The organism is Streptomyces sp. NPDC001157, assembly GCF_053598255.1.
The window spans coordinates 361,220-380,333 of the sequence record NZ_JBSFJW010000003.1; the positions used below are offsets into that span (position 1 = coordinate 361,220).

Sequence of the window (19,114 nt, forward strand, 5' to 3'; positions counted from 1 at the left end):
GGTATTCACCCGTCCGGCTTCGGCCTGTCGCCTTGCTGCGCGATAAGGCATCCTCATGCCCATGCGAACGGGGGACACACGTGGTGACGGCAGCAGCAGGCGCGGACGCTACCGAGCATGGGCCCTGGTTGCGGGAGCCGTCGCGGCCGTCGGACTGATCTTCGCGAAGTCGGCTCACCGGGGCGGCGGAGCGAGCGCCGAACACCTGCTAGGGATCGCCGGTACCGCCGTGGGCCTCGTCGTCGGTGTGGCGTCGCTGTACATTTCGTGGCTCGGCTATCGGGCCGATCGGCGCGAACACGCCGACAGCCTCGGCCTGACGGCCATGACCGACGAACTGGCGTTGGCGGTGCGCACCCAGTGGCAGGCGGAGGCGAGAGTCCGGCGCCTCGATGAACCGTACGCACTGCCGGTCCCTTGGCGGCCCGCCCGTGCCGATCTGGTGGAACCCTGGGACCTTCTCGTGCGTACGTCCACCGGGGCGCCCGCCGACCAGACCGCACTGAGGCCCGCCAGGACATCCGGCCCCGAGGGCCTGGCCGGCAGCGACGGCGAGATCATTGAGGTCTTCACCGCCCGCGTACCGGGCAGACGCCTGCTCATCCTCGGTGAGCCGGGCGCGGGCAAGACGATGCTGCTGATACGCCTCCTGCTGGGTCTGCTCCAGTCGCGCGAGGCGGGCTCGGCGGTCCCGGTCATCTTCCCGCTGGCCTCCTGGGATCCCGACCGCCGGGAACTCGACGCGTGGCTGGCCGATCGTCTCGCGACCGACTACCCGGGCCTTGCCGCGCCAGTTCCCGCTCCAACCACAGGCGGACCCGGGCAGGTCACGTCGCGTGCCCAAGCCCTGCTGGACCGGCGCCTGATCATTCCCCTGCTCGACGGACTGGACGAACTGCCCGCGCACACCCGAGCTGTGGCCCTGGACGCCGTGAACCGCACCCTGCCTCCGGGAACCCCCCTTGTGCTGACCAGCCGCACCGCCGAGTACCGGGACGCCGTCGATCCGCCCGCTGACGCAGGCGTTCCCGTGCGCCTCACCGGGGCAGCCGGCATCGAACTCGATGCCGTAGTGCCTGAGGAGGCCGCCGCCTACCTGCGCCGCGACGCCGGCGGAGAGGGCACCCCTTCCGCCGAGCGTTGGCGGCCCGTGCTCGACCTCCTGCCCACCGATACCCCCGTCGGCCAGGCCCTGCAGACGCCCCTGACACTGTTCCTGGCCCGAACGATCTACAACCCGCGCCCCGGCGAACGCCTCACCGCGTTACCCGACCCGGCCGAACTGTGCGACACCACCCGCTTCCCCACCGCCACAGCCATCCGCGCCCGGCTCTTCGACGGCTTCATCCCCGCCGCCTACCGCCCCCTTCCCGGCCACCAGGTGCGATGGACCAGCCGCCAGGCCCAGCAGACGCTCACCTTCCTGGCCCGGCACTTGGAGCTCGATCTGCACGGCGGAGCCGACCTCGCCTGGTGGCAACTGCGGCTGGCCGTGCCCGAGACCACACGACGGCTACTGTCGGGCGCGGTCCTGGGCGCAGCGATGTTCCTGCTGACGCTCCTGGGCTTAGGCCTTGCCCATCTGGGACTTCTTACCGGGGGCAGCCTCGGGCAACTCGTGGCGCTGTTCTGCTCCGCGCCCGGTGTCACGCTCATGCTCGGGGGCTGGGACGGTGGCCTGCTGGGGCCCCCGCTCTGGATGTTGGCCATGTTGGCCGCCTACCTGCCCGCGGGATGGCTACTCAGCCACGTGTTCCGACTGCGAGAACGAAACACACCCACAGCTCGGGGCCACTGGTCCTGGAACCGCAGCCCCCTCCTTCTCGGGCTCGGGACCTCCCTCCTCGTCGGCACAGCCCTCGACTTCCTCCTCGACAGGGTGGCCGGCGTCGGCTGGGGTGCCGTGGCCGGACTTGTCTGCTGGCTGGTCACGTCATGGAGCGCCGCCCCAGCCGACCTCTCCTCGGTCACAAGCCCAGAGGAACTGCTCCTCCAGGACCGCATGGCTTGCCGGGGTTTCGTACGCACCGGCGCCCTCCTCGGACTCCTGGCCGGACTCCTCCTGGGCACCCTGCTGGGGTATCTGAACGGTGACCTTCGCGGCGGCGATCCCGTCAGCAGACTGATCGAGAGCACTGTGTTCGGCTGCGGCATCGGCTTCTGGAGCGGACTCGTGCTTGGTCTGGCCGCCGCTCTCCACCGCACCGCTTGGGGCGATTTCACCCTGAGCCGTCTCTACCTGGCGGCCCGCTATCAGGGGGCCCTGCCACGCCACCTCATGACGTTCCTCACCGACGCCCACCAGGCGCGGGGCGTCCTGCGGCAGGTCGGACCCATCTACCAGTTCCGCCACATCGACCTGCAACGCCGCCTCGCCCGTCACCCCGAAGCCCCGCCGCCACCGGCCCCGCCCCCGGCGACACGTCGAGAAGACGCAGAGGGACGGCCGTTGACGTAGCAGGCGCCCCACCCAGCGGTACCCGCAGGCGGGCAGGACACCGGCCTTGGGGTCCCAGAGGCGGGCCATGCGTACGTCGTGGCGTTCGGTGAGGGCGCCCTCGGTGCGAGCTCCGGGTACAACGAGGTAGAAGGTGCATCACCTAAGCGACCGAACTGGCCACTAGCAATGGACCTCAAAATGGCGTTGCCCTTGGGCTCATGGCCGCGGTAGTTCCGCGATGGCTTGGCGAAGGGGGCCAGTGCGGCCCCCTCTTTAGCCGGTCACGGCTAGTTCAGCGTCTGGCGAGTTCTCCAGGTAGTCGTTCGGTCTTGATGAAGGTGCTCAGGGCCGTGCCCCAGGGCACGGTGCGGGCGAATCCTTCGGCGAGGTGCGTGCTGGGCCGTACGGGCTGGGGGAGGTGACGGTCGTGGGTGAAGCCGAGCATGCGAGCGACCGCCCGCCAAAGGCGGGCGTCCGGAGGGATACCGACGGCTGCATGGTGGGCTGCGAGCAGGTGGGCAGCGAGGGGATCTTCGGCGCCGGCGGCGAATCGCCACCAGTACAGGGCGCTTTCGCGGCGGTCGAGGGTGTAGAGGAGGCAGGCGAAAGTCCGGGCGCCGCGTGGGTTGTAATCGGCGGCGAAGTCGGCAAGGGAGTCGATGTCGTTGGAGCGCAGCACCGTCTCGCACAGCCGGCGTACGTGTTCGACGACGGCGGTCGGAGTGATGGCCGGGTCCTGGGTGAGGATCGGGGTAGGGCGGCGCCGTGGGCCGCGGCGGGTGCGTGGCCTGGCGGCGGCCGGGCGGCTGGGGGCGGGGGCTGCCGCGGGCGGCGGGAGCTGCAGGCGTTGGGGGTGAGGGTCTGGGGCAAGGACTGCGCGGGCCACGCGAGGTGGGCGCGCAGCCTCTTGGGCGATCCGGACGGCGAGGCGGTGCATGAAGTCGTCGGTGTCGTGGTTGTCGTAGGTGCGGTGCAGGGCTTGCGCTTCGGCGCGCAGGAGATCTTCCAACATCAGGACTTCCCCTTCTCCGGATCCGGGAGACCGATGAGGTGGTTGAGGTTTTTCAGGCCCAAGTGGACGTTGGTCCGGGCCGCGTTGAGCGTGATGTCCAAGCGGGTGGCGATCTCGCTGTAGCCGAGTTCGGCGAAGTAGCGCAGACGGACGCAGTTCGCCTGGAGGGGCGCGCGCCGGTCGAGGTCGGCCAGGGCGCGGTCGAGTTGGTCGTGGTCGCGCAGCAGCAACAGGTCGTCGGCGGTGGGCACGTCGGCGTAGCTGAGTTCCCCGTAGCTGATCTCCCTGTCAGCGGTGCGGGCCCGCCGCCGGTAGAAGTCGGCGATGGCGTTCTCGAGGATGCGGTGGGCCAGAGCGATCGGATTCGGATGGGCAAGAACGCGCGGCCACTTGCGGTACATCACCACCGCGGCGTCCATGACGGCTTCGTCCGCGTCGTGCGAGTTGCGCGTGCGGGTAGCGGCGACCCGCAGGAACTCGCCCTTGTGACGGCTGAAGAACACCTCGAAGTCGGTCGGAAGTTCGGCGGGCTCGATCACGCCGAAGTCCTGCTCGTCAGGACTGGTCACTGCTCCTCCACGGCGGGCGGCGGAACAGCGGTCCCCGTATCAGGGCGCAGTCCGGCGGACAGGGCGGGGGTTGGCGCAAGAACGCGTGCGGGCAAGCGGTGCTCGTCGCGAGCCAGCGAGGCGATGCGCACGACGCGTCGTACGACGGCATCGAAGGCGACTGCGGTCATCCGGCAGGCGCCGGCGACCGCCAGCACGTGCCAGGCCCAGTGAAGCCCCACGGACCCTCCTTCTGATCAACTCGGCCCCTGCGCCACACCGTTGCGGAGCGGGGGGAGGACTCGCGGTCCTCACCCCCTTCACCGCTGGACGGACCCCGAGGAATTAACTCTGCGACACATGTTCTTGACGGAACGCAACAATCCACTTGTGACACAGGGTGTGACCTGGGCCCACACATCGTACTGTGATAGACATCACGTTTGCCGATCAAATGTTCGCCACCCTCCGCCACCCCAAAGCCACCCTCACACCACCGGACAGATCAACACACCCAACCGCCACGACCGCGAACACAACGGCCGCACGCACCCGCCGCACCACACCCACATCCACCTCGCGGTTGCGGGGAGCAGATGCACCACGCCGACGGCACCGGCGCCTACCGGGGACCATCCCGGCGGGTACGGAGAGCAGTTGGCGTCCTCTTCGTCGTCTTCGGCTGTGTCGGGACCATCCCCCGCGGGTCGGGGAGCAGGCCGGGCTGGAGCCGGGGCGTGTGATGCTGGCGGGACCATCCCCGCGGGTGCGGGGAGCAGTCGGCGGCGTCGAGCGCCACGCGGTCGTTGGTGGGACCATCCCCGCGGGTGCGGGGAGCAGACCGCAGCACTCTCGCCCGCGCGTAGGTGCCTGGGACCATCCCCGCAGGTGCGGGGAGCAGCACGCCTGGCGACTGCTGCGCTCGAGCGTCATGGGACCATCCCCGCGGGTGCGGGGAGCAAGCGTTCCGCTCGGTCGTGGTCGGCGCATTGATGGGACCATCCCCACGGGTGCGGGGAGCAGGGACTGATCCTCGCCTACAACAAGATCGGCTGGGGACCATCCCCGCGGGCACGGGGAGCAGTCGGCGGCCGTCGCGGTCGCCGTCTCCATCGGGGGACCACCCCCGCGAGTGCGGGGAGCAGGAGGCGGCTGGTACCCCGTCGAGGACAAGCCGGCGACCAACCCCGCGGGGGGAGCAGCCGGACATCTTGTACTCGCTCACCAGGGTGCCGGGACCAACTCCGCGGGTGCGGGGATCAGTCGACCAGGCGCCGGCGCACATCGGCTCTGGTGGGACCATCCCCGCGGGAGCGGGGAGCAGTTGGTGACCGGCTCAGAGACGTCGAGCACGATGGAGCCATCCCCGCGGACGCGGGGAGCGGGGCAGCAGGTAGTTCGCGGCGTCCTGACATTCGGGACCAACCCCGCGGGTGCGAGGAGCAGGGGAACCACGAGACCATTCCCACGGGTGCGGGAATCGTTGGCGGGGGTGCCCTGGGATCACCCCCGCGGGTGCGGGGAGCAGAGATGAATGCACGAACTCGGTTTCACGTGTTCGAGACCATTCCCCGCGGGTGCGGGGAGCAGGAGCGCAGCACACGCCAGGCGTGGCGCGGGGTGGGACCATCCCCGCGGGTGCGGGGAGCAGATCCCGGCGAGCACCTGGGCATAGTCCTCCATGGGACCATCCCCGCGGGTGCGGGGAGCAGTCGTGGCCGTTCATCGGGCCGACGATCGGGTTGGGACCATCCCCGCGGGTGCGGGGAGCAGCCCACCATCGCCCGCTTGCCTGCCTCCGTGCCGGGACCATCCCCGCGGGTGCGGGGAGCAGTTGAGGTCGGCGAGTTGCTTCTTGCGGGCGTGGGGACCATCCCCACGGGTGCGGGGAACAGAGGACCGTGCTGTCGGCGAGGGTCCCGTTGGTGGGACCATCCCCGCGGGTGCGGGGAGCAGTCGTCCAACAGCTCGTCCGTGATCTGGTTGACGGGACCATCCCCGCGGGTGCGGGGAGCAGATGGTGGAGGCGTCGGACAGGCCGCCCCACAGGGGACCATCCCCGCGGGTGCGGGGAGCAGATCTGCGTGAGCGCCTTTTGCACCTCGGGCATGGGACCAACCCCGCGGGTGCGAGGAGCAGAGGGCAGTGAGGCCGTCGAGGAGGAAGCCGGGGGGGACCATCCCCGCGGGTACGGGGAGCAGATCGCCGCCATCTGGGCGGGGATGGCGCCATGGGGACCATCCCCGCAAGTGCGGGGAGCAGGTGCTGTGCGAGGCCCGTGTAGGGCTCCCGCATGGGACCATCCCCGCGGGTGCGGGGAGCAGAGCGTGTTGCGGTAGTAGGCCAGGGCCTTGGGGGAACCATCCCCGCGGGTGCGGGGAGCAGCCACCCTCTGCCGCCCCGTTGTCCCAGGTCCCGGGACCATCCCCGCGGGTGCGGGGAGCAGTGGTCGTCCTTTCCACCACCAAGACGGCCCCGGGGACCAACCCCGCAGGTGCGGGGAGCAGATGGCGCCATTCCGGAGCGCGCGCCGGGGGTCGGGACCAACCCCGCGGGTGCGGGGGGGGCAGGCGGGCGGCGGCACCCGCGGACAACAAGTGGGGTCCAACCCCGCGGGTGCGGGGAGCAGTTGAGAAGGTTCGTGACGAGGGTGACGACGTCGGGACCATCCCCGCGGGTGCGGGGCGCAGTGTCAATCTGCTTGATCTTCGCGCCGGTTGGCGGGACCACCCTGCAGGTGCGGGGAGCAGACCGGCCAGTCGATGCCCATGAGGTCCTGGACGGGATCATCCCCGCGGATGCGGGGAGCAGGCGAACTCGGTTTCGTGTCTTCCTTACCAGGTAGGACCATCCCAGCGGGTGCGGGGAGCAGCCCCTGACGCACGCCGGGCAGGGGTGCCCGTAGGGACCATCCCCGCGGACGCGGGGAGCAGCGGTGCCCTGGGCTGGAGCACGCCAACGAGTTGGGACCATCCCCGCGGGCGCGGGAAGCAGGTGTCCGACACAGTGATCCCGAATGTGGGCCAGGGACCATCCCCGCGGGTGCAGGGAACAGCACTCCGACAGCACCACTGACGCAGAGCGCGCGGGACCATCCCCGCTGGTGCGGGGAGCAGTGGCCAAGGCTCGGGGGCCGTGATCATGTACAGGGACCATCCCCGCGGGCGCGAGGATCAGGAGCCCTGATACACCTCCAGGTCCCACACGCCGGGACCATCCCCGCGGGTGCGGGGAGCAGACGTTGTGCGTCTGGTTGTTCAAGATCCGCATGGGACCATCCCCACGGGTGCGGAGAGCAGGGGGCGATGATCGCTGTGATGGCGATGGCGGTGGGACCATCCCCGCGGGCGCGGGGAGCAGTTGTTGCGGAGCCGGGGCTGCTTCGCGTCCTCGGGGCCATCCCCGGTGCGGGGAGCAGTAGGCGCCCGCGTCGACGTCCGTGCAGATGCCGGGGCCATCCCCGCGGGTGCGGGGAGCAGCTGCGCAGAGCGGATGCGGTGGCCCGTGCCTGGGGACCAACCCCGCGGGTGCGGGGAGCAGTCGATCGTGTCCGGCGGCAGCCACGCGGGCGGGGGACCAACCCCGCGGGTGCGGAGAGCACCTCGGCAGGCACGTGACGAGCGCCCGGTGGTGGGGACCATCTCCGCGGTGCGCGGAGCAGGCGTCGGCAAGGTGGCGTGCGGCCGATGCCATCGGACCATCCCCGCAGGTGCGGGGAGCAGTACGACGCCGCCACGACCGCCCCGAACAGTTCGGGACCAACCCCGCGGGGGCGGGGAACACTCCCACGGGCCGTCCTGGGTGACGACGGTCGGGGGACCAACCCCGCGGGTGCGGGGAGCAGCGCGGACCTGCGTCGCCTTCTGCTGCTTGATCTGGGACCAACCCCGCGGGTGCGGGGAGCAGACCAGGACCCTGCCTTCTGTCACCACTGTGCTGGGACCAACCCCGCGGGTGCGGGGAGCAGCCCGTGGGGTAGGGGAAGGTGGGCCACGTGAAGGGGCCAACCCCGCGGGTGCGGGGAGCACATCTTCCTCTCCTATGGCACCGTGTGGAGCCTGGGACCATTCCCGCGGGTCCGGGGAGCGCCAAGAGCCCCCGTTCAGCGCACGAGTATCAGCCCGCAACTGTAGGCACGCGCGTGGCCGATGCCCTGGGTGAGGGCGGTGACGAACGTCTTCGGGTCGGTCACCGTGATGGTGCCCTTGATCTCCGCACGAGCAATGCGCAGGCCCTTATGTGGTGCCGGACTGGAGACTCGCGGGAGCATGCGCAGAGCAAGCCTCTCAGTGTCCGCGTCAGCACCAATGCGGGCGACACCGTTAGGGGCGACCGGAGGTTCTCCCGACGGTTGCAGACGGTGTGAGAACCACGTCTTCACGTGCTCGGGACGGGTGTGGGGGACTCGGATACCGCGGGTTTTGGGCGGTGAGCCCGGCGCGGGCGGAATGCTTCGGACTGGATTCACGACCGTGCGGAAGTCGACACGGTCGCCGATGCGGAAAGTGCGGTCGACGGTGAGGGTCTCTGGAGCTTCGACCAGGGCGCTCCGGGGCACATTGCTCCAGTCGGCGGGAACCGAGGACTGGACCACCAGGTTGAGCTGTGCCTGCCGGAGATCGACTGTCCAGGTCGACAGGATGCCCATCTGCGAGCGGGCGTCAGGACTACCATCGTCCACCCATCCGGGGAAACCGCTCATGACGGTCCGGTGCATGTCCTGTGCGTCGATGAGTGATTTGGCGACATAAGGATGCCGGGCGTCGAGAGTAAGGAGACTCTGCGTGGCAACGAACCTGGCGGTGCCACCCGGGCCTGAACGCGCATGCGATGTGGCGGCTGTTGTATTCACAGGATGATGTCCCATCCGCGGGCGTTTGAGGCGATGGTGATGCGGTGACGGGTCTCCCAGCGGAGGCTGTGAACGCCTCCGTCCGCGCCGAACCGCACAGGCTGGTCCGACAGGGCGCCGATGCCAGGGAGCGGGCGCGGACTCTCGATCCAGGCCCATGGACGTACCGCTGTCACCGGAGCTGGCGGCTCAGCCTCGTAACAAGAATCGTCGGGGAGCAGGGCATGCGTCTCGAACGCTTCTCTGAGAGTGCCTCGAACGATGCCGAGGGCGAGGTCGCCTGAGGGCGGACATGCCTTACGACCGAGCCAGAGCAACCGCTTGGGGTGCTCCAACGCATGACCGATCCGATCCAGGAGTGCTGCATCGGGGTGCTCCAGGCCTACGAGGAAGGCGGCGTCAGCGAGATACCAACGCTCTGTGATCAGAGCGTGGCGGCGGACCTCTCCGGAGACGAGGGCTCCCGATGCCGGGTCCGCGGTGACGTACTTCGGTGAGCCGTACCAGGCTTCCAACTCCCCGCGGCCGAACGGGCCGGGCTCTGAATTCAGTACCGAAGCGGTCGCGGCCTTGTCGGCACGCTGGTGGTCGGTGAGGAGGTCCCGGGGGCGCAAGGGATAGGTGCCTCCGCCGACCGTGTGGTAGTCGCGAAGCGGCGTGCCGGGGCGGTCGGCGCGGACCCCGAAGAGGACCTCGGCAAGTTCCCCGAGGGGCTCCTCCCGGGCGAGGCCGAGAGCCGCGGCGCACAAGCCGATCACGCCGGACTTGGTGGGACGGGTGTGTGTGTCGCGGCGCGCGAACCGGCCGGTGAGGCCCCAGGACTGCAGGGGACCGGCCAGCCGGACAAGCAGCACGTGTGGGTCGTTCACGGGGTCAGGTCCTCGGTTCGCTCCACCACAGTCAGTGACTCCGGCAAGCCCAATTCGCCCAGGAGTACATCGATTTCGGGGTCGTACGTGAGTACCCGCGCGGTGCGCAGGTCCTCGCGGCGGCGGCTGACGAAGGTGTGGTGGCGCAACAGCCTGCGAACGGCCGCAGGTCCTGCAGGTCCCTCCCCGCCGGCCGACACCGGGCCTTCATCCACCGGCCGCTGGAAAGCGGACGCGTAGTTGTACGGGCGTTCTCCCTCGAATGCGAGAACGAGCATGGGCAGGGACCCGGTAGATGCGGTGGAGTTTTTCTTCGCCTCCGGGAACGCCTCCACGAAGGCGGTCACGAACTCCTCTTCGGCTTCAGAGGCTGCCGTCTCGGCCTCCTGCTCGTCCATTCCGGCCGCCCGCAGATTGGTGCGCAGTTGCGTGCGGTCAAGGACGGCGTGCCGGTAGAAGGTGCCGGAGATCAGCGACTGGTAGCCGGTCATGCCAGCGCCCGCGTCGTCGGCGGCGTCGAGGAAGCTGAGGGCGTTGCGCTTGCGATCCAGCTTCGCATCGTCGGCTGCCGCGTAGAAGTCCTCGATCTGCTCAGCTTCGTGCACGGTGAAGGCGTGCCCGGTCTGAACGGCACCGTCGACGTTCGGTGAGTCAGGGATCTCGGCCAGAAAACGGCCGTAGAGCGCGATGTCCACGGCGTCGCGTGGAGCGAGGGCGAGCAGAACGGCGTCCCGGGTGGCCTTGGGCAGCAGTGGTAGCGGGACGGACGCGACAGCTTCCGCTGAGGACGTCTCCTCTGTCTCTTCCGCCTCTGGCGATGATGCGGCCTTCTTCCTGGCTCCACGACGTGTCTTCTTCGCTGCCTCCGCGCTGGCCTGAGCTTCGAGGTATGCGTCGCGCCACTCTTCGATTTTCGCCGCCTGGTCCGCGATGTGGCCCGCGATCCTCACTGCGGCATCGGCCGGCGCGAAGACGAGCACCTTCGTCAGGTTGGCCACCGTCTTCTTCTTCGGGTCGCCGAATTTAAGTCCGCTCGCCTCCATCACCGCACGGGCCGTGGCCAGGGCCTTCTCCTTCTCCCAGCCGTGGGCGGACTCGAGTTCACGTCCGGCCAGGAGCGCCCACTCACGGGTACGGACGCCCATGCTCCGTCCCTTGAGCGCCCCGCGGCCCGCGTTGGCGCGGTTGCGGGCGTGGACCCGCTCGGCACGCCGGCGTGCCTGACTGGTGATCATGTGACGCTCCACGCCTCCGAAGACAAGCGTCTTGGGCTGCGCGTTCTCGTCGCGCACCGGGAGGACCGCCGCGAGGGTCTCGATGAGGTGCAGGGAGAGGAACTGGCTCCGAGATGCCTCAGTCACGAGGTGGTGTCCTTCCGTGTCGTCGGTTCGTTCTGTGTTTCCCGGCCTCGCGCCGGCGGGGTGTGGAAGTCGACCGACCACCCGTAGGCGACGCGCGCCTTGCGGTCGTTCCAGTTGATGAGGTCCTCGGTCAGTACCGTCCACGACGGCGGCGGCTGTTCGCAGGACCGCAGGCGGGTGACCACATGCTGAAGATGGCGCCAGGGGATCCGCCGACTGGCGACGACACGGTTCAGGAGCCGCTCGGCTCCGGGGTTGTCAGGCCCACGTCCGGTCCCGTCTCCGATCCGGCGGGCCGCAGCGCCTAGACTGCCGTGGCCGTACGAGGGCGTGGAGCGCCCTTGGTGGTAGATGGCGAACAGGAAGGCCATCCGCTCGAACAGATCGCGGTGGTCGTCACCGCCGTACCAGCCCGCGCGGATGTGGGCGTTGGTGGCGCCTGTGGCCCGCCGCAGTTCGGCGAGGGTCCCGTACTCGCGGTTGCGGACGAGAGTGGTCAGCCAAGCGGTGAGGGCCGCGCTGTCGTGCGCGACCCGAAGGCGCTCCTGGTCTGTTCCGCCGGACAAGCCGTGCTCAGTCACGCGCTATCTCCCCTCGCAGTTCGGCCGGGGCCCAGTCATTGGACATGTCCTCGTCGAAGCGCCGCACGGCCTGGGCCCGCGCGCGGTGATTACGGTCGTTCGGGGGCAGGGTGTCGAGCCGCTGAAGCATCTGAGTGCGAGCTGTCGCCATCAAGCCCAGTGCATAAGCAACAAGGGGCGCCGACACCGGGTCGTCGTCCTCCGGACCTCTGTCGACCACTTCGTCCAGCAGTTCGTGGAAGGGGTCCTCCGCAGCAGGCCAGAAAGCCCACCGGGCATCGAGCCGTGCCACCTGACCAGCCTCATCCGCACCCCGCATGGCGGGAAAGGCCGTCTCCGCGGCCAGGATGGCCGCGTTCTTCAAGCTCCGTGCGATGTGTTCAGCGATGTCCGAGCCCCGTCGGGAGGCCCGATAGAGGTGGGCAGCCATGCCCGGGGCGTAGGGGTATGCACCGTGCGTCCAGGCGACGGGCAAGGTCTTGTTGGCCAGCAGCCCCACTGCCCACAACTGGTATGGGGCGCCTGTCCCCGTCCGCTCATACGGTAGGGAACGCAGCCGCGCGTACAAACCGATTCGGTCGTCCCTGACGGCGCTGTACAGAGCATGGGCTTCCTGCCACAGCGCCCTGCTGGGGGACGGCCACAACGGCTTCTTCAGACCGTTCGTCGTCTTGCTGAACACGGCATCCTGAAGGTGCCGGTCCGGGTCAAGTTCCAGGATCTCGCCGGCGCCAATCAGGACCCTGTCGACGACAATCTGCCCTCGCGGTCCGCGGTTCGCGCGCAAAAGCACGGAACGCCCCAGGGCACTGTGAAGATCCGCGGAACTTCGCGGGACTCTGGGCTTCGCCTTCTCGGTGAACGTTCGGCGCTCGATGACGCCAGTGGTCCAGGACGTGTTGAGTGAATCCCCCGCGCCCTCTGGCGGGTAGAGGTTCAGGCGCAGTGTCTCGCCGAGCGTCTGCCCCAGGGCGACGACACGGATCCTTCCCGTGAGCCGGCCCGCGGCGAGATTGGTCACCTTGGGGCCAAGCCGCTTGCCAGACATGCGAGCTCGCCCATAGGGGCCGTACACGTGTTGGGTGAGCGTGGCACGGAAGGCATCCGCCGCCGGGAGCGGATTGTCGAGCTCAAGGTGATGATGGTCGAAGTGCTGGTTGTAGTCCCCCGCGTGTTCGATAACCAACTGGGCTGTTCCCGTGCCACTCTCATTGAGATCCGCCGCCAGCAGGGAGTTCTGCACCAGGGGCGCCGTGGGGTGAAACAGGTCCCAAGCGTCGTCCGATTGGCATGCCAGCCATGCCGCCGCCGGCGCGAGGGTCTGTTTGCCGACCACCCAGGCGCGCCATTCCTCGTCCGAAGACGGACAGGTACCAGAGGCGAAGCAGATGGCTAGCAGATGCTCGATGACAGCGACGTTCTCACCCGGTGACGCGCAGTCCAGGGCGGCCAGTTCATCGGCTCCAGCAAGAAGCGCGCACAGGGAGTGATGGGCGGTCGCTCCGTCCACGGTTACAGCGGGTATGCACGGCTTACGACGCGGATCCCAACTGAGGCGCTGCTCGGCTGGCCCGGGCGGCGGAGCATCGGACAATTCCTGTCTACCCCTTTCACTTATGGACAGTGAGCGCGTCGTCGATTTCATCGAACGACGCAAAAAGGCCGACGCCGGTCGTGGTTACAAGAGGGCCGTTCTGCCGATCGGTATCCCCAGTCCCTGAGGGACAAAGCAGCCCCCGCACACGCGGGGAAGAACTCAGACAGAGCCTTGGATGCCGTCGACGGGCCACTCCCGCTGCCTGCGGGACCACTCCCTTGATTTCCGCTCGACGCTCCTTCGAAGAGGCACCTGGCTGTCGGCCTGGAGCCGGACGGATCGGGCGCTTACAGTGGGAGATTGCCGAAGGATCGGCAGTCTCGGCCTGGCCTCACCGGCAGACCCGGCGAGGCCACAGAGTGGTTCCCGTCCCGTGCGCGCGGAACGGGAACCACTCGTTGCCGGGGCAGGCCGTTCTTGGCGCCCTCGTTGCGCCAAGAACGGCCGTCTACCAGAGGTGATCGACTACATCGCCGACCACCGCGGCAGCCACGATGAGAAACAGCTCCCACCCATGGCGTCCCAGCCATTCGCGTGCAGCTCTGCCCATGGACATCCTCCGTATTGGGGCCTCCAGCCCTGCGGTTGCAGAGCGGGGGCACCGATACGGCTGACAGCAGAAACCCACACGGATGACTTTCTACCTCAACGCCCGTACTTTGAGGGCGAGTTTGAGCCAAGTACCTTACGAAGGACAGAGTTTCAAATAGAGCATTTGAAGCTGTCGAGTTGGGTTGCATAGCGCCGTGTTGCCTGGGCTTCACGGCATGAGGCTCGTGCCCGGGTGCGGCAGCCTTGCCACACGAGGACTCCAGGTCGCATCCCCTCACCGCGGGCGGCGGCGCACAAGGATGGTGAGCGTGGTGCGCGCGTCCTTGCGGCGTTCCGGCGTGGGGGCAAGGACGGAGACAAGGGCGACGACGAACAGGACACCCGCGTACAGCAGGCCAGCACACCCGCTCAAAGCCGCGATACAGGAGAGCAGTTTGGAAATCTCGGACACAGGCCATCCTTCTGTCTCAGAAGCCGGACTCGGCTGGGGTGGTGATGGCTCTACAGTCGCGAGACCGCGGGACAACGGACAGTTGCGCCTTCTTCCGTGTGGCGATTTCCGCAGCTCAGGGGGCACATTTTTGACGAAGCCGACCGAGTTTTCCGCCGTTGCGAGTCGAGAGGCGGATCGGTGACCGATACAGAGCACGCCGCACGCATGAGACTGGGCGCCATGCTGACGCACCTATGGCAGGCGGCCGGACAGCCACAAGCTCAGGAACTCGGGCTTCCACCTTCCACGCTGCGAGACTGGCGTATGGGAGTGACGGCCCCGAAAGCCGAGAAAACGGACCATTTCTGGTCCCTGGTACGGCAGTTGCAGCTGGCCGTCGGCCGCCCCGTCCACACGGATACCGAGTGGGAAGCCGCCCTGCGCGCCGCGCAGGAAGAAGGAACCAGCAGACAGCACCGACAGATCGTCGTGGTCCGGGAGCGGGACCCGCACCACCGCTTCGTCCGCCCGCACAGGCCCGCCATTGAAGCCGCCGTTAATGATCTACGCGGGCGAGAGGGCGAACGTAGGGCCATGAACGCGTTCGTCAGCGACTCCCGTTCCACGGCGCCGCCGTATCTGTGCTGGCACGCCGACGCCCCGGTAGGCAAGACCGCCCTGCTCGCCGACTACGTGCAGCGGCCGCCACGCAACACCGACGTCTTGAACTTCTTCGTCTCCGCGCGTGGCACCGACACGCGCGCTGAATTCGAACAGCAAATGGCCGATCAGATCAGGGCGTTACTCCGTGAACCCGAGCAACGCATGCCTCGCGGTGTCCAGCAATGGAAGCGTCTGTTTGCCGACGCCGCCGAGACGAGCGTGAAGCACGGGCGCAAGCTGTTGCTGGTGGTCGACGGTCTCGATGACGACGTGGCGTGGTCAGGACTCGCTGCCGCCGGCGAAGCGCCCACAGCCGGAGGCAGAAGCCTGCCAGGCATTGTCCGTGGAAGCATCGCCGCCCTCCTCCCCTCTGCTCCACCTTCCGGTATGCGCGTCATCGTCTCCTTCAGGCGCGGCGTGCGCTTTCCCGACGACCTCCCCGCCCAGCATCCACTGCGCCAACGCACATACCTGCGCGCTCTCGTACCTGCCGAAGGAGTCGCACAGGTCAGGCTGGCACCGCCGGACCCCACCGCTCTGGGCGAAACGGTCGCGGGGCTGCTCGCCGCGGCGGGCGGCGGCCTGCGCGCGGCGGACCTGGCGGAGCTGGCCGGGCTCCCGGCCGACTGGGTCGACCGCCTGATGCAGGGGCCGGCGGGGCGCTCCGTCATCCTCGACGATCCGGTAGCCCAGACCTACGCCCTTGCGGATCCCGGTCTCGTCCAGGTAATTCGTGGGGACTTGGGAGACCAGGCGATCGCGCAGCACACCCGTACGCTGGTCGCCTGGTCGCAGAGATGGCGTACGGCGGGCTGGCCCCCCGAGACGCCCCCATACCCCCTGACACATCAGCTCCGGCTGCTAATCGGTGCCCCAGAACGGGCCGCTTACGTTCTCGACATGCCCCGGCTGCGCCGGCTCGCCTCCACGGCCGGCCCAGAAACGGCCCTCGCACAGCTGGACGCACTTGAGGAAGAGATCAACCCTTCAGACACCGCCCCCGGCACCCTGGCAGTTCTCGCCCCGCTCATCGCGGCGCGGTCTCAGCTACGCAGCGAGTCGCGCGAGGTGCCTCCAGGTGCCCCCGCCCTCCTCGTCCGGCTGGGCGAACTGGAGCGAGCTCGCGGCCTGGCCCGTTCCGCACCAATCACAGCCGAAAGGGCCGCGCACCTGGCGGACGTTGCAGTGGAGATGGCCTACGCAGAGCGGGAAGGAGCAGACGCCGTCGCGCTCGAGGCAGCCCAATGGCTCACCTGTACCGACCCAGGTTTCCCCGGCACATATCAGGACACCGAGACGTACACACGGCTCCTCGAATCCGCCCGCGCACTCGTACCGTTGAACGAGCTGGGCGCTGCCCAAACCCTGCTACAGGCCGTAATCCGCGACAAAGCGGCTGGGACTGAAACACTCACCGCGGCAGCAGGCCTGCTGGTTACGGCCGGCGACACGGATGGTGTGACGGCCCTGCGTGAACGAGCAAAGACCTTGAGCGAGGGACGCATCCGCGACCGTGCGGCAGCAGTGGACCTCTACGGAGCACTGGCGCGGGCCATGCCTTCGCTCAGCAGCGACGCCGGTGACCGCATCATGGCCATCTGTGATGAGCTCGACCCCTCGGACGGACTGGATGCAGTCGACGTACTCGCCCGCGCCGCATCGGCACTTTCCAGACTGCCTGCCAGGCGACAACGCAAAGCTCAGGAAAAGACACGGGCCGCACTGGCCCGGATGACCGAAGCACTGGCCGACCCCGATGCGCTGTCCGAAGACGATCAGGCACACCTCGGTCGTGAACTGGCCGGAACGCTGGCACGTCTCGCTCAGGCGGTCGACGACACCGTGCTCCCCACGAGGAACGCCCTCGAAGACATCGGCCGCCTTCTGAGGTCCCTACCCGAGGGGCTGCGCTCCGGCGTACTCGGTGATGTCATCCCTGAACGGGCTCTGTCACTCACTGAAGCTGGTGAAGAACGTAGAGCACAAGAGGCTAAGGCCGCCTCGGCCGCCGCCAGAGAGGAGAAGAACGCGGCCCGGAGAGGGAAGGACGCAGAGCGGACTGTGCTGGCGGCATCGCGGAGGAAGGACTCGAAGACACAACCGGGACCAGGTGGCGCGCAGAGACAGGACCGAACTGCACCAGTATCCCGGCGCGCGCCCAGGCATCGGCTGTCCGCAGGTCTGCGTCCCCCCGGCGACGGGCCGCAGCGTGATCACGTACTTCTGCTCCACGAGGCGGACGATCAACTGGCCGCAGGCAATCTTCTGCGCAGCCGGCAGCTGCTGGAGACTGCCCTACGAGGCTTCCCCGTTTCGTCGTCGCATCCATCCGTCCCGGAAGACTGGACGGTAGATCTATCCCAGGCTCTGGGTTTCGCAGGCGAATTCAGCTCAGCCGAGGCCTTCGTCGCATACCTGCCAGGTCCCCCGGACCGTGCACTTCACCTGGCAGCGATCTCCCTCGGATGCTCCCTCGGCGGGCACGCAGATGCGGGATGCCGCTACGCCCATGAGGCAGCGCGAGTGATTGCCGGCAGTGCCGATCCTGGCTTGACCAACGTCGTAGCCCAAGCACTAGCCCACGCCGGTGACGCACCTGCGGCTTTGGCCACCGCAACGGGACATACCGCCATGGAGAAGCGACTCGCGCTAACAGCCGTCGCGGCCGGACTCACCCACCATTGCCCCAACGAAGCGGCACGCATCGCCGAATCTCTCACCGAGGATCTGATACGACGGATCGATTCAGGAAGCCCTCTCCGAACCCTCCCGGAACTGGCAGCTCTCCTACTCGCCTACCCGAATATTCGACAACCCGCCCCGCGACTGCACGAAGCGGTCCGGCTCGCCTCACTTCGCCTGTCTGACACACCCCCGCCATGGCACACGCCGTCAATGACCGTCCTCACCCTGCTTAAGCGCCTCGACTGCCTCCCCGAAGGGAGCCGCCACGTCGTCACAGGCATAACCGACAGATGGCAGCACTCGCTTCAGCCGGGGGAAGGACCTTGCGCAGAACTCGCCCTGCTCTCCGCCATGGACAGTGACACCACCGCCCTTTGGCGCCATGCCGAGGCGGCACGAACACCAGGCGAGCGAGCGATGGCGCTCTACGCAGCCGCCGCATACCTCGCGGGCACCCCAGTAACACTGGCCACGGACAGCCGGGCCGGCGAGAGGATCGTCCGGACCTGTCTGGCGCTTGCCCAGACATCCAGCGACGGCAGCCCCCCTGCTGAAGAAACGGCCCGACACCTCGTGCGCAGCCTATTGAGAACCAACGCATGGCCCCACACGATCCCGCTACTCCCTCAACTCGCTCCCGACGCCCTGCGACACCTGAGCTTGATCGCAAGAGACTCTGACCGGCGCGTGAACGAACCAGAAGCCGGAAAGGACACATCCCAACCCTGAGTCACCGTCACCGTGGGCAGCCCTCCCAGTGTTCCCCGCTCCCGCGGGGATGATGCCTACCGCCAATGGGCTGGTCCCGTGTTCGTAAAATGTTCCCCGCACCCGCGGGAGGGTTCCTTTGCCCTCACCGCGGCCAACCGGACGGCACGTGCTCCCTGCACGCGCCGGGATAGTCCGCAGGAGATCGGCACCCCCGACATGGCCGACACGTGCTCCCCGCGTCAGCGGGGATGGCCCCCAGAAGGACGACCCGATCCTGAAGCGGATCAACTGATCCCCGCGCCGGCGGGGATGGTCCCGTCCAGGCTCGTTGCCTGGCGAAGGTGTCGTTCTGCTCCCCGCACCCGCGGGGGCGGTCCCCTGATTCAGGGCACCTCGACGCCCATCTTCAACTGCTTCCCACACCCGCGGGGATGCTCCCGCGGACTCGGCCCACACCCATCCCGAGGCCCGCTGCTCCCCGCACGCGCGGGGATGGTCCCGAGATCCGGGCGAAGGAGAACCTCGCGCCCGTCTACTCCCCGCACCCGCGGGGATGGTCCCTTGCGCGAGCCCTACCGCGTGTACGTCGAAGACTGCTCCCCGCACCCGCGGGGATGGTCCCGAGCTGCGTGTCGACGGCTCCGGCGACACCATCTGCTCCCCGCGCCCGCAGGGGATGGTCCCGGCCGCACCCGTTCAATGATCCGCGAGGAGGCCTGCTCCCCGCGCCCGCGGGGATGGTCCCCGGCTCATGTCGGTACATCCGCACGTGCTGAATTGCTCCCCGCGTCCGCGGGTGTCGGCGACGGC

General features: G+C 68.5%; 11 protein-coding genes. 2 read left to right on the plus strand and 9 right to left on the minus strand.

Translation table 11 applies throughout. The annotated features are described in order from the left end of the window. Positions 1-61 precede the first annotated feature (61 nt). Positions 62-2,458, plus strand: coding sequence for an NACHT domain-containing protein (locus ACWDAG_RS07795; protein ID WP_450694702.1), 2,397 nt, complete (start codon positions 62-64; stop codon positions 2,456-2,458). Between the two features lie 274 nt (positions 2,459-2,732). On the opposite strand, the gene ACWDAG_RS07800 is transcribed toward ACWDAG_RS07795, so the two are convergent. From ACWDAG_RS07800 to ACWDAG_RS07840, 9 genes are all read right to left on the minus strand, one after another. Next, positions 2,733-3,452 (minus strand): hypothetical protein, encoded by a 720-nt coding sequence (locus tag ACWDAG_RS07800; protein ID WP_450694703.1) that lies wholly within the window; start codon positions 3,450-3,452, stop codon positions 2,733-2,735. Beyond that, a complete protein-coding gene (locus ACWDAG_RS07805; RefSeq protein WP_450694704.1) occupies positions 3,452-4,021 on the minus strand; it encodes an RNA polymerase sigma factor in 570 nt (189 codons plus the stop codon). Before ACWDAG_RS07805 ends, ACWDAG_RS07800 begins: the two co-directional genes overlap by 1 nt. Further along, positions 4,018-4,242 (minus strand): hypothetical protein, encoded by a 225-nt coding sequence (locus tag ACWDAG_RS07810; protein WP_450694705.1) that lies wholly within the window; start codon positions 4,240-4,242, stop codon positions 4,018-4,020. Before ACWDAG_RS07810 ends, ACWDAG_RS07805 begins: the two co-directional genes overlap by 4 nt. A gap of 3,860 nt (positions 4,243-8,102) precedes the next feature. Continuing rightward, complete coding sequence (locus ACWDAG_RS07815; RefSeq protein WP_450694706.1) at positions 8,103-8,867, minus strand: type I-E CRISPR-associated protein Cas6/Cse3/CasE; 765 nt, start codon at positions 8,865-8,867, stop codon at positions 8,103-8,105. Continuing rightward, positions 8,849-9,721, minus strand: a complete 873-nt coding sequence (gene cas5e, locus ACWDAG_RS07820) for a type I-E CRISPR-associated protein Cas5/CasD (RefSeq protein WP_450694707.1) — start codon at positions 9,719-9,721, stop codon at positions 8,849-8,851. The genes ACWDAG_RS07815 and cas5e overlap by 19 nt, the downstream gene beginning before the upstream one ends. Next, positions 9,718-11,082 (minus strand): type I-E CRISPR-associated protein Cas7/Cse4/CasC, encoded by a 1,365-nt coding sequence (locus tag ACWDAG_RS07825; RefSeq protein ID WP_450694708.1) that lies wholly within the window; start codon positions 11,080-11,082, stop codon positions 9,718-9,720. Before ACWDAG_RS07825 ends, cas5e begins: the two co-directional genes overlap by 4 nt. Continuing rightward, complete coding sequence (casB, locus tag ACWDAG_RS07830; RefSeq protein WP_450694709.1) at positions 11,079-11,663, minus strand: type I-E CRISPR-associated protein Cse2/CasB; 585 nt, start codon at positions 11,661-11,663, stop codon at positions 11,079-11,081. The genes ACWDAG_RS07825 and casB overlap by 4 nt, the downstream gene beginning before the upstream one ends. Then, positions 11,656-13,308, minus strand: coding sequence for a type I-E CRISPR-associated protein Cse1/CasA (locus ACWDAG_RS07835; RefSeq protein WP_450694710.1), 1,653 nt, complete (start codon positions 13,306-13,308; stop codon positions 11,656-11,658). The genes casB and ACWDAG_RS07835 overlap by 8 nt, the downstream gene beginning before the upstream one ends. A 778-nt stretch (positions 13,309-14,086) precedes the next feature. Beyond that, positions 14,087-14,263 carry a hypothetical protein gene (locus ACWDAG_RS07840; protein ID WP_450694711.1) on the minus strand — a complete coding sequence of 59 codons (177 nt, stop codon included), beginning with the start codon at positions 14,261-14,263 and terminating at the stop codon, positions 14,087-14,089. A gap of 222 nt (positions 14,264-14,485) precedes the next feature. On the opposite strand from ACWDAG_RS07840, the gene ACWDAG_RS07845 reads away from it, so the two are divergent. Next, positions 14,486-18,322 carry a hypothetical protein gene (locus ACWDAG_RS07845; RefSeq protein WP_450694712.1) on the plus strand — a complete coding sequence of 1,279 codons (3,837 nt, stop codon included), beginning with the start codon at positions 14,486-14,488 and terminating at the stop codon, positions 18,320-18,322. Positions 18,323-19,114 lie beyond the last annotated feature (792 nt).

Coding starts and splice junctions, on each gene's coding strand:
- ACWDAG_RS07795 (WP_450694702.1), top strand. CDS start 62: ATGCGAACGGGGGACACACGTGGTGACGGCAGCAGCAGGCGCGGACGC.
- ACWDAG_RS07800 (WP_450694703.1), bottom strand. CDS start 3,452: ATGTTGGAAGATCTCCTGCGCGCCGAAGCGCAAGCCCTGCACCGCACC.
- ACWDAG_RS07815 (WP_450694706.1), bottom strand. CDS start 8,867: ATGGGACATCATCCTGTGAATACAACAGCCGCCACATCGCATGCGCGT.
- ACWDAG_RS07835 (WP_450694710.1), bottom strand. CDS start 13,308: ATGAAATCGACGACGCGCTCACTGTCCATAAGTGAAAGGGGTAGACAG.
- ACWDAG_RS07845 (WP_450694712.1), top strand. CDS start 14,486: ATGCTGACGCACCTATGGCAGGCGGCCGGACAGCCACAAGCTCAGGAA.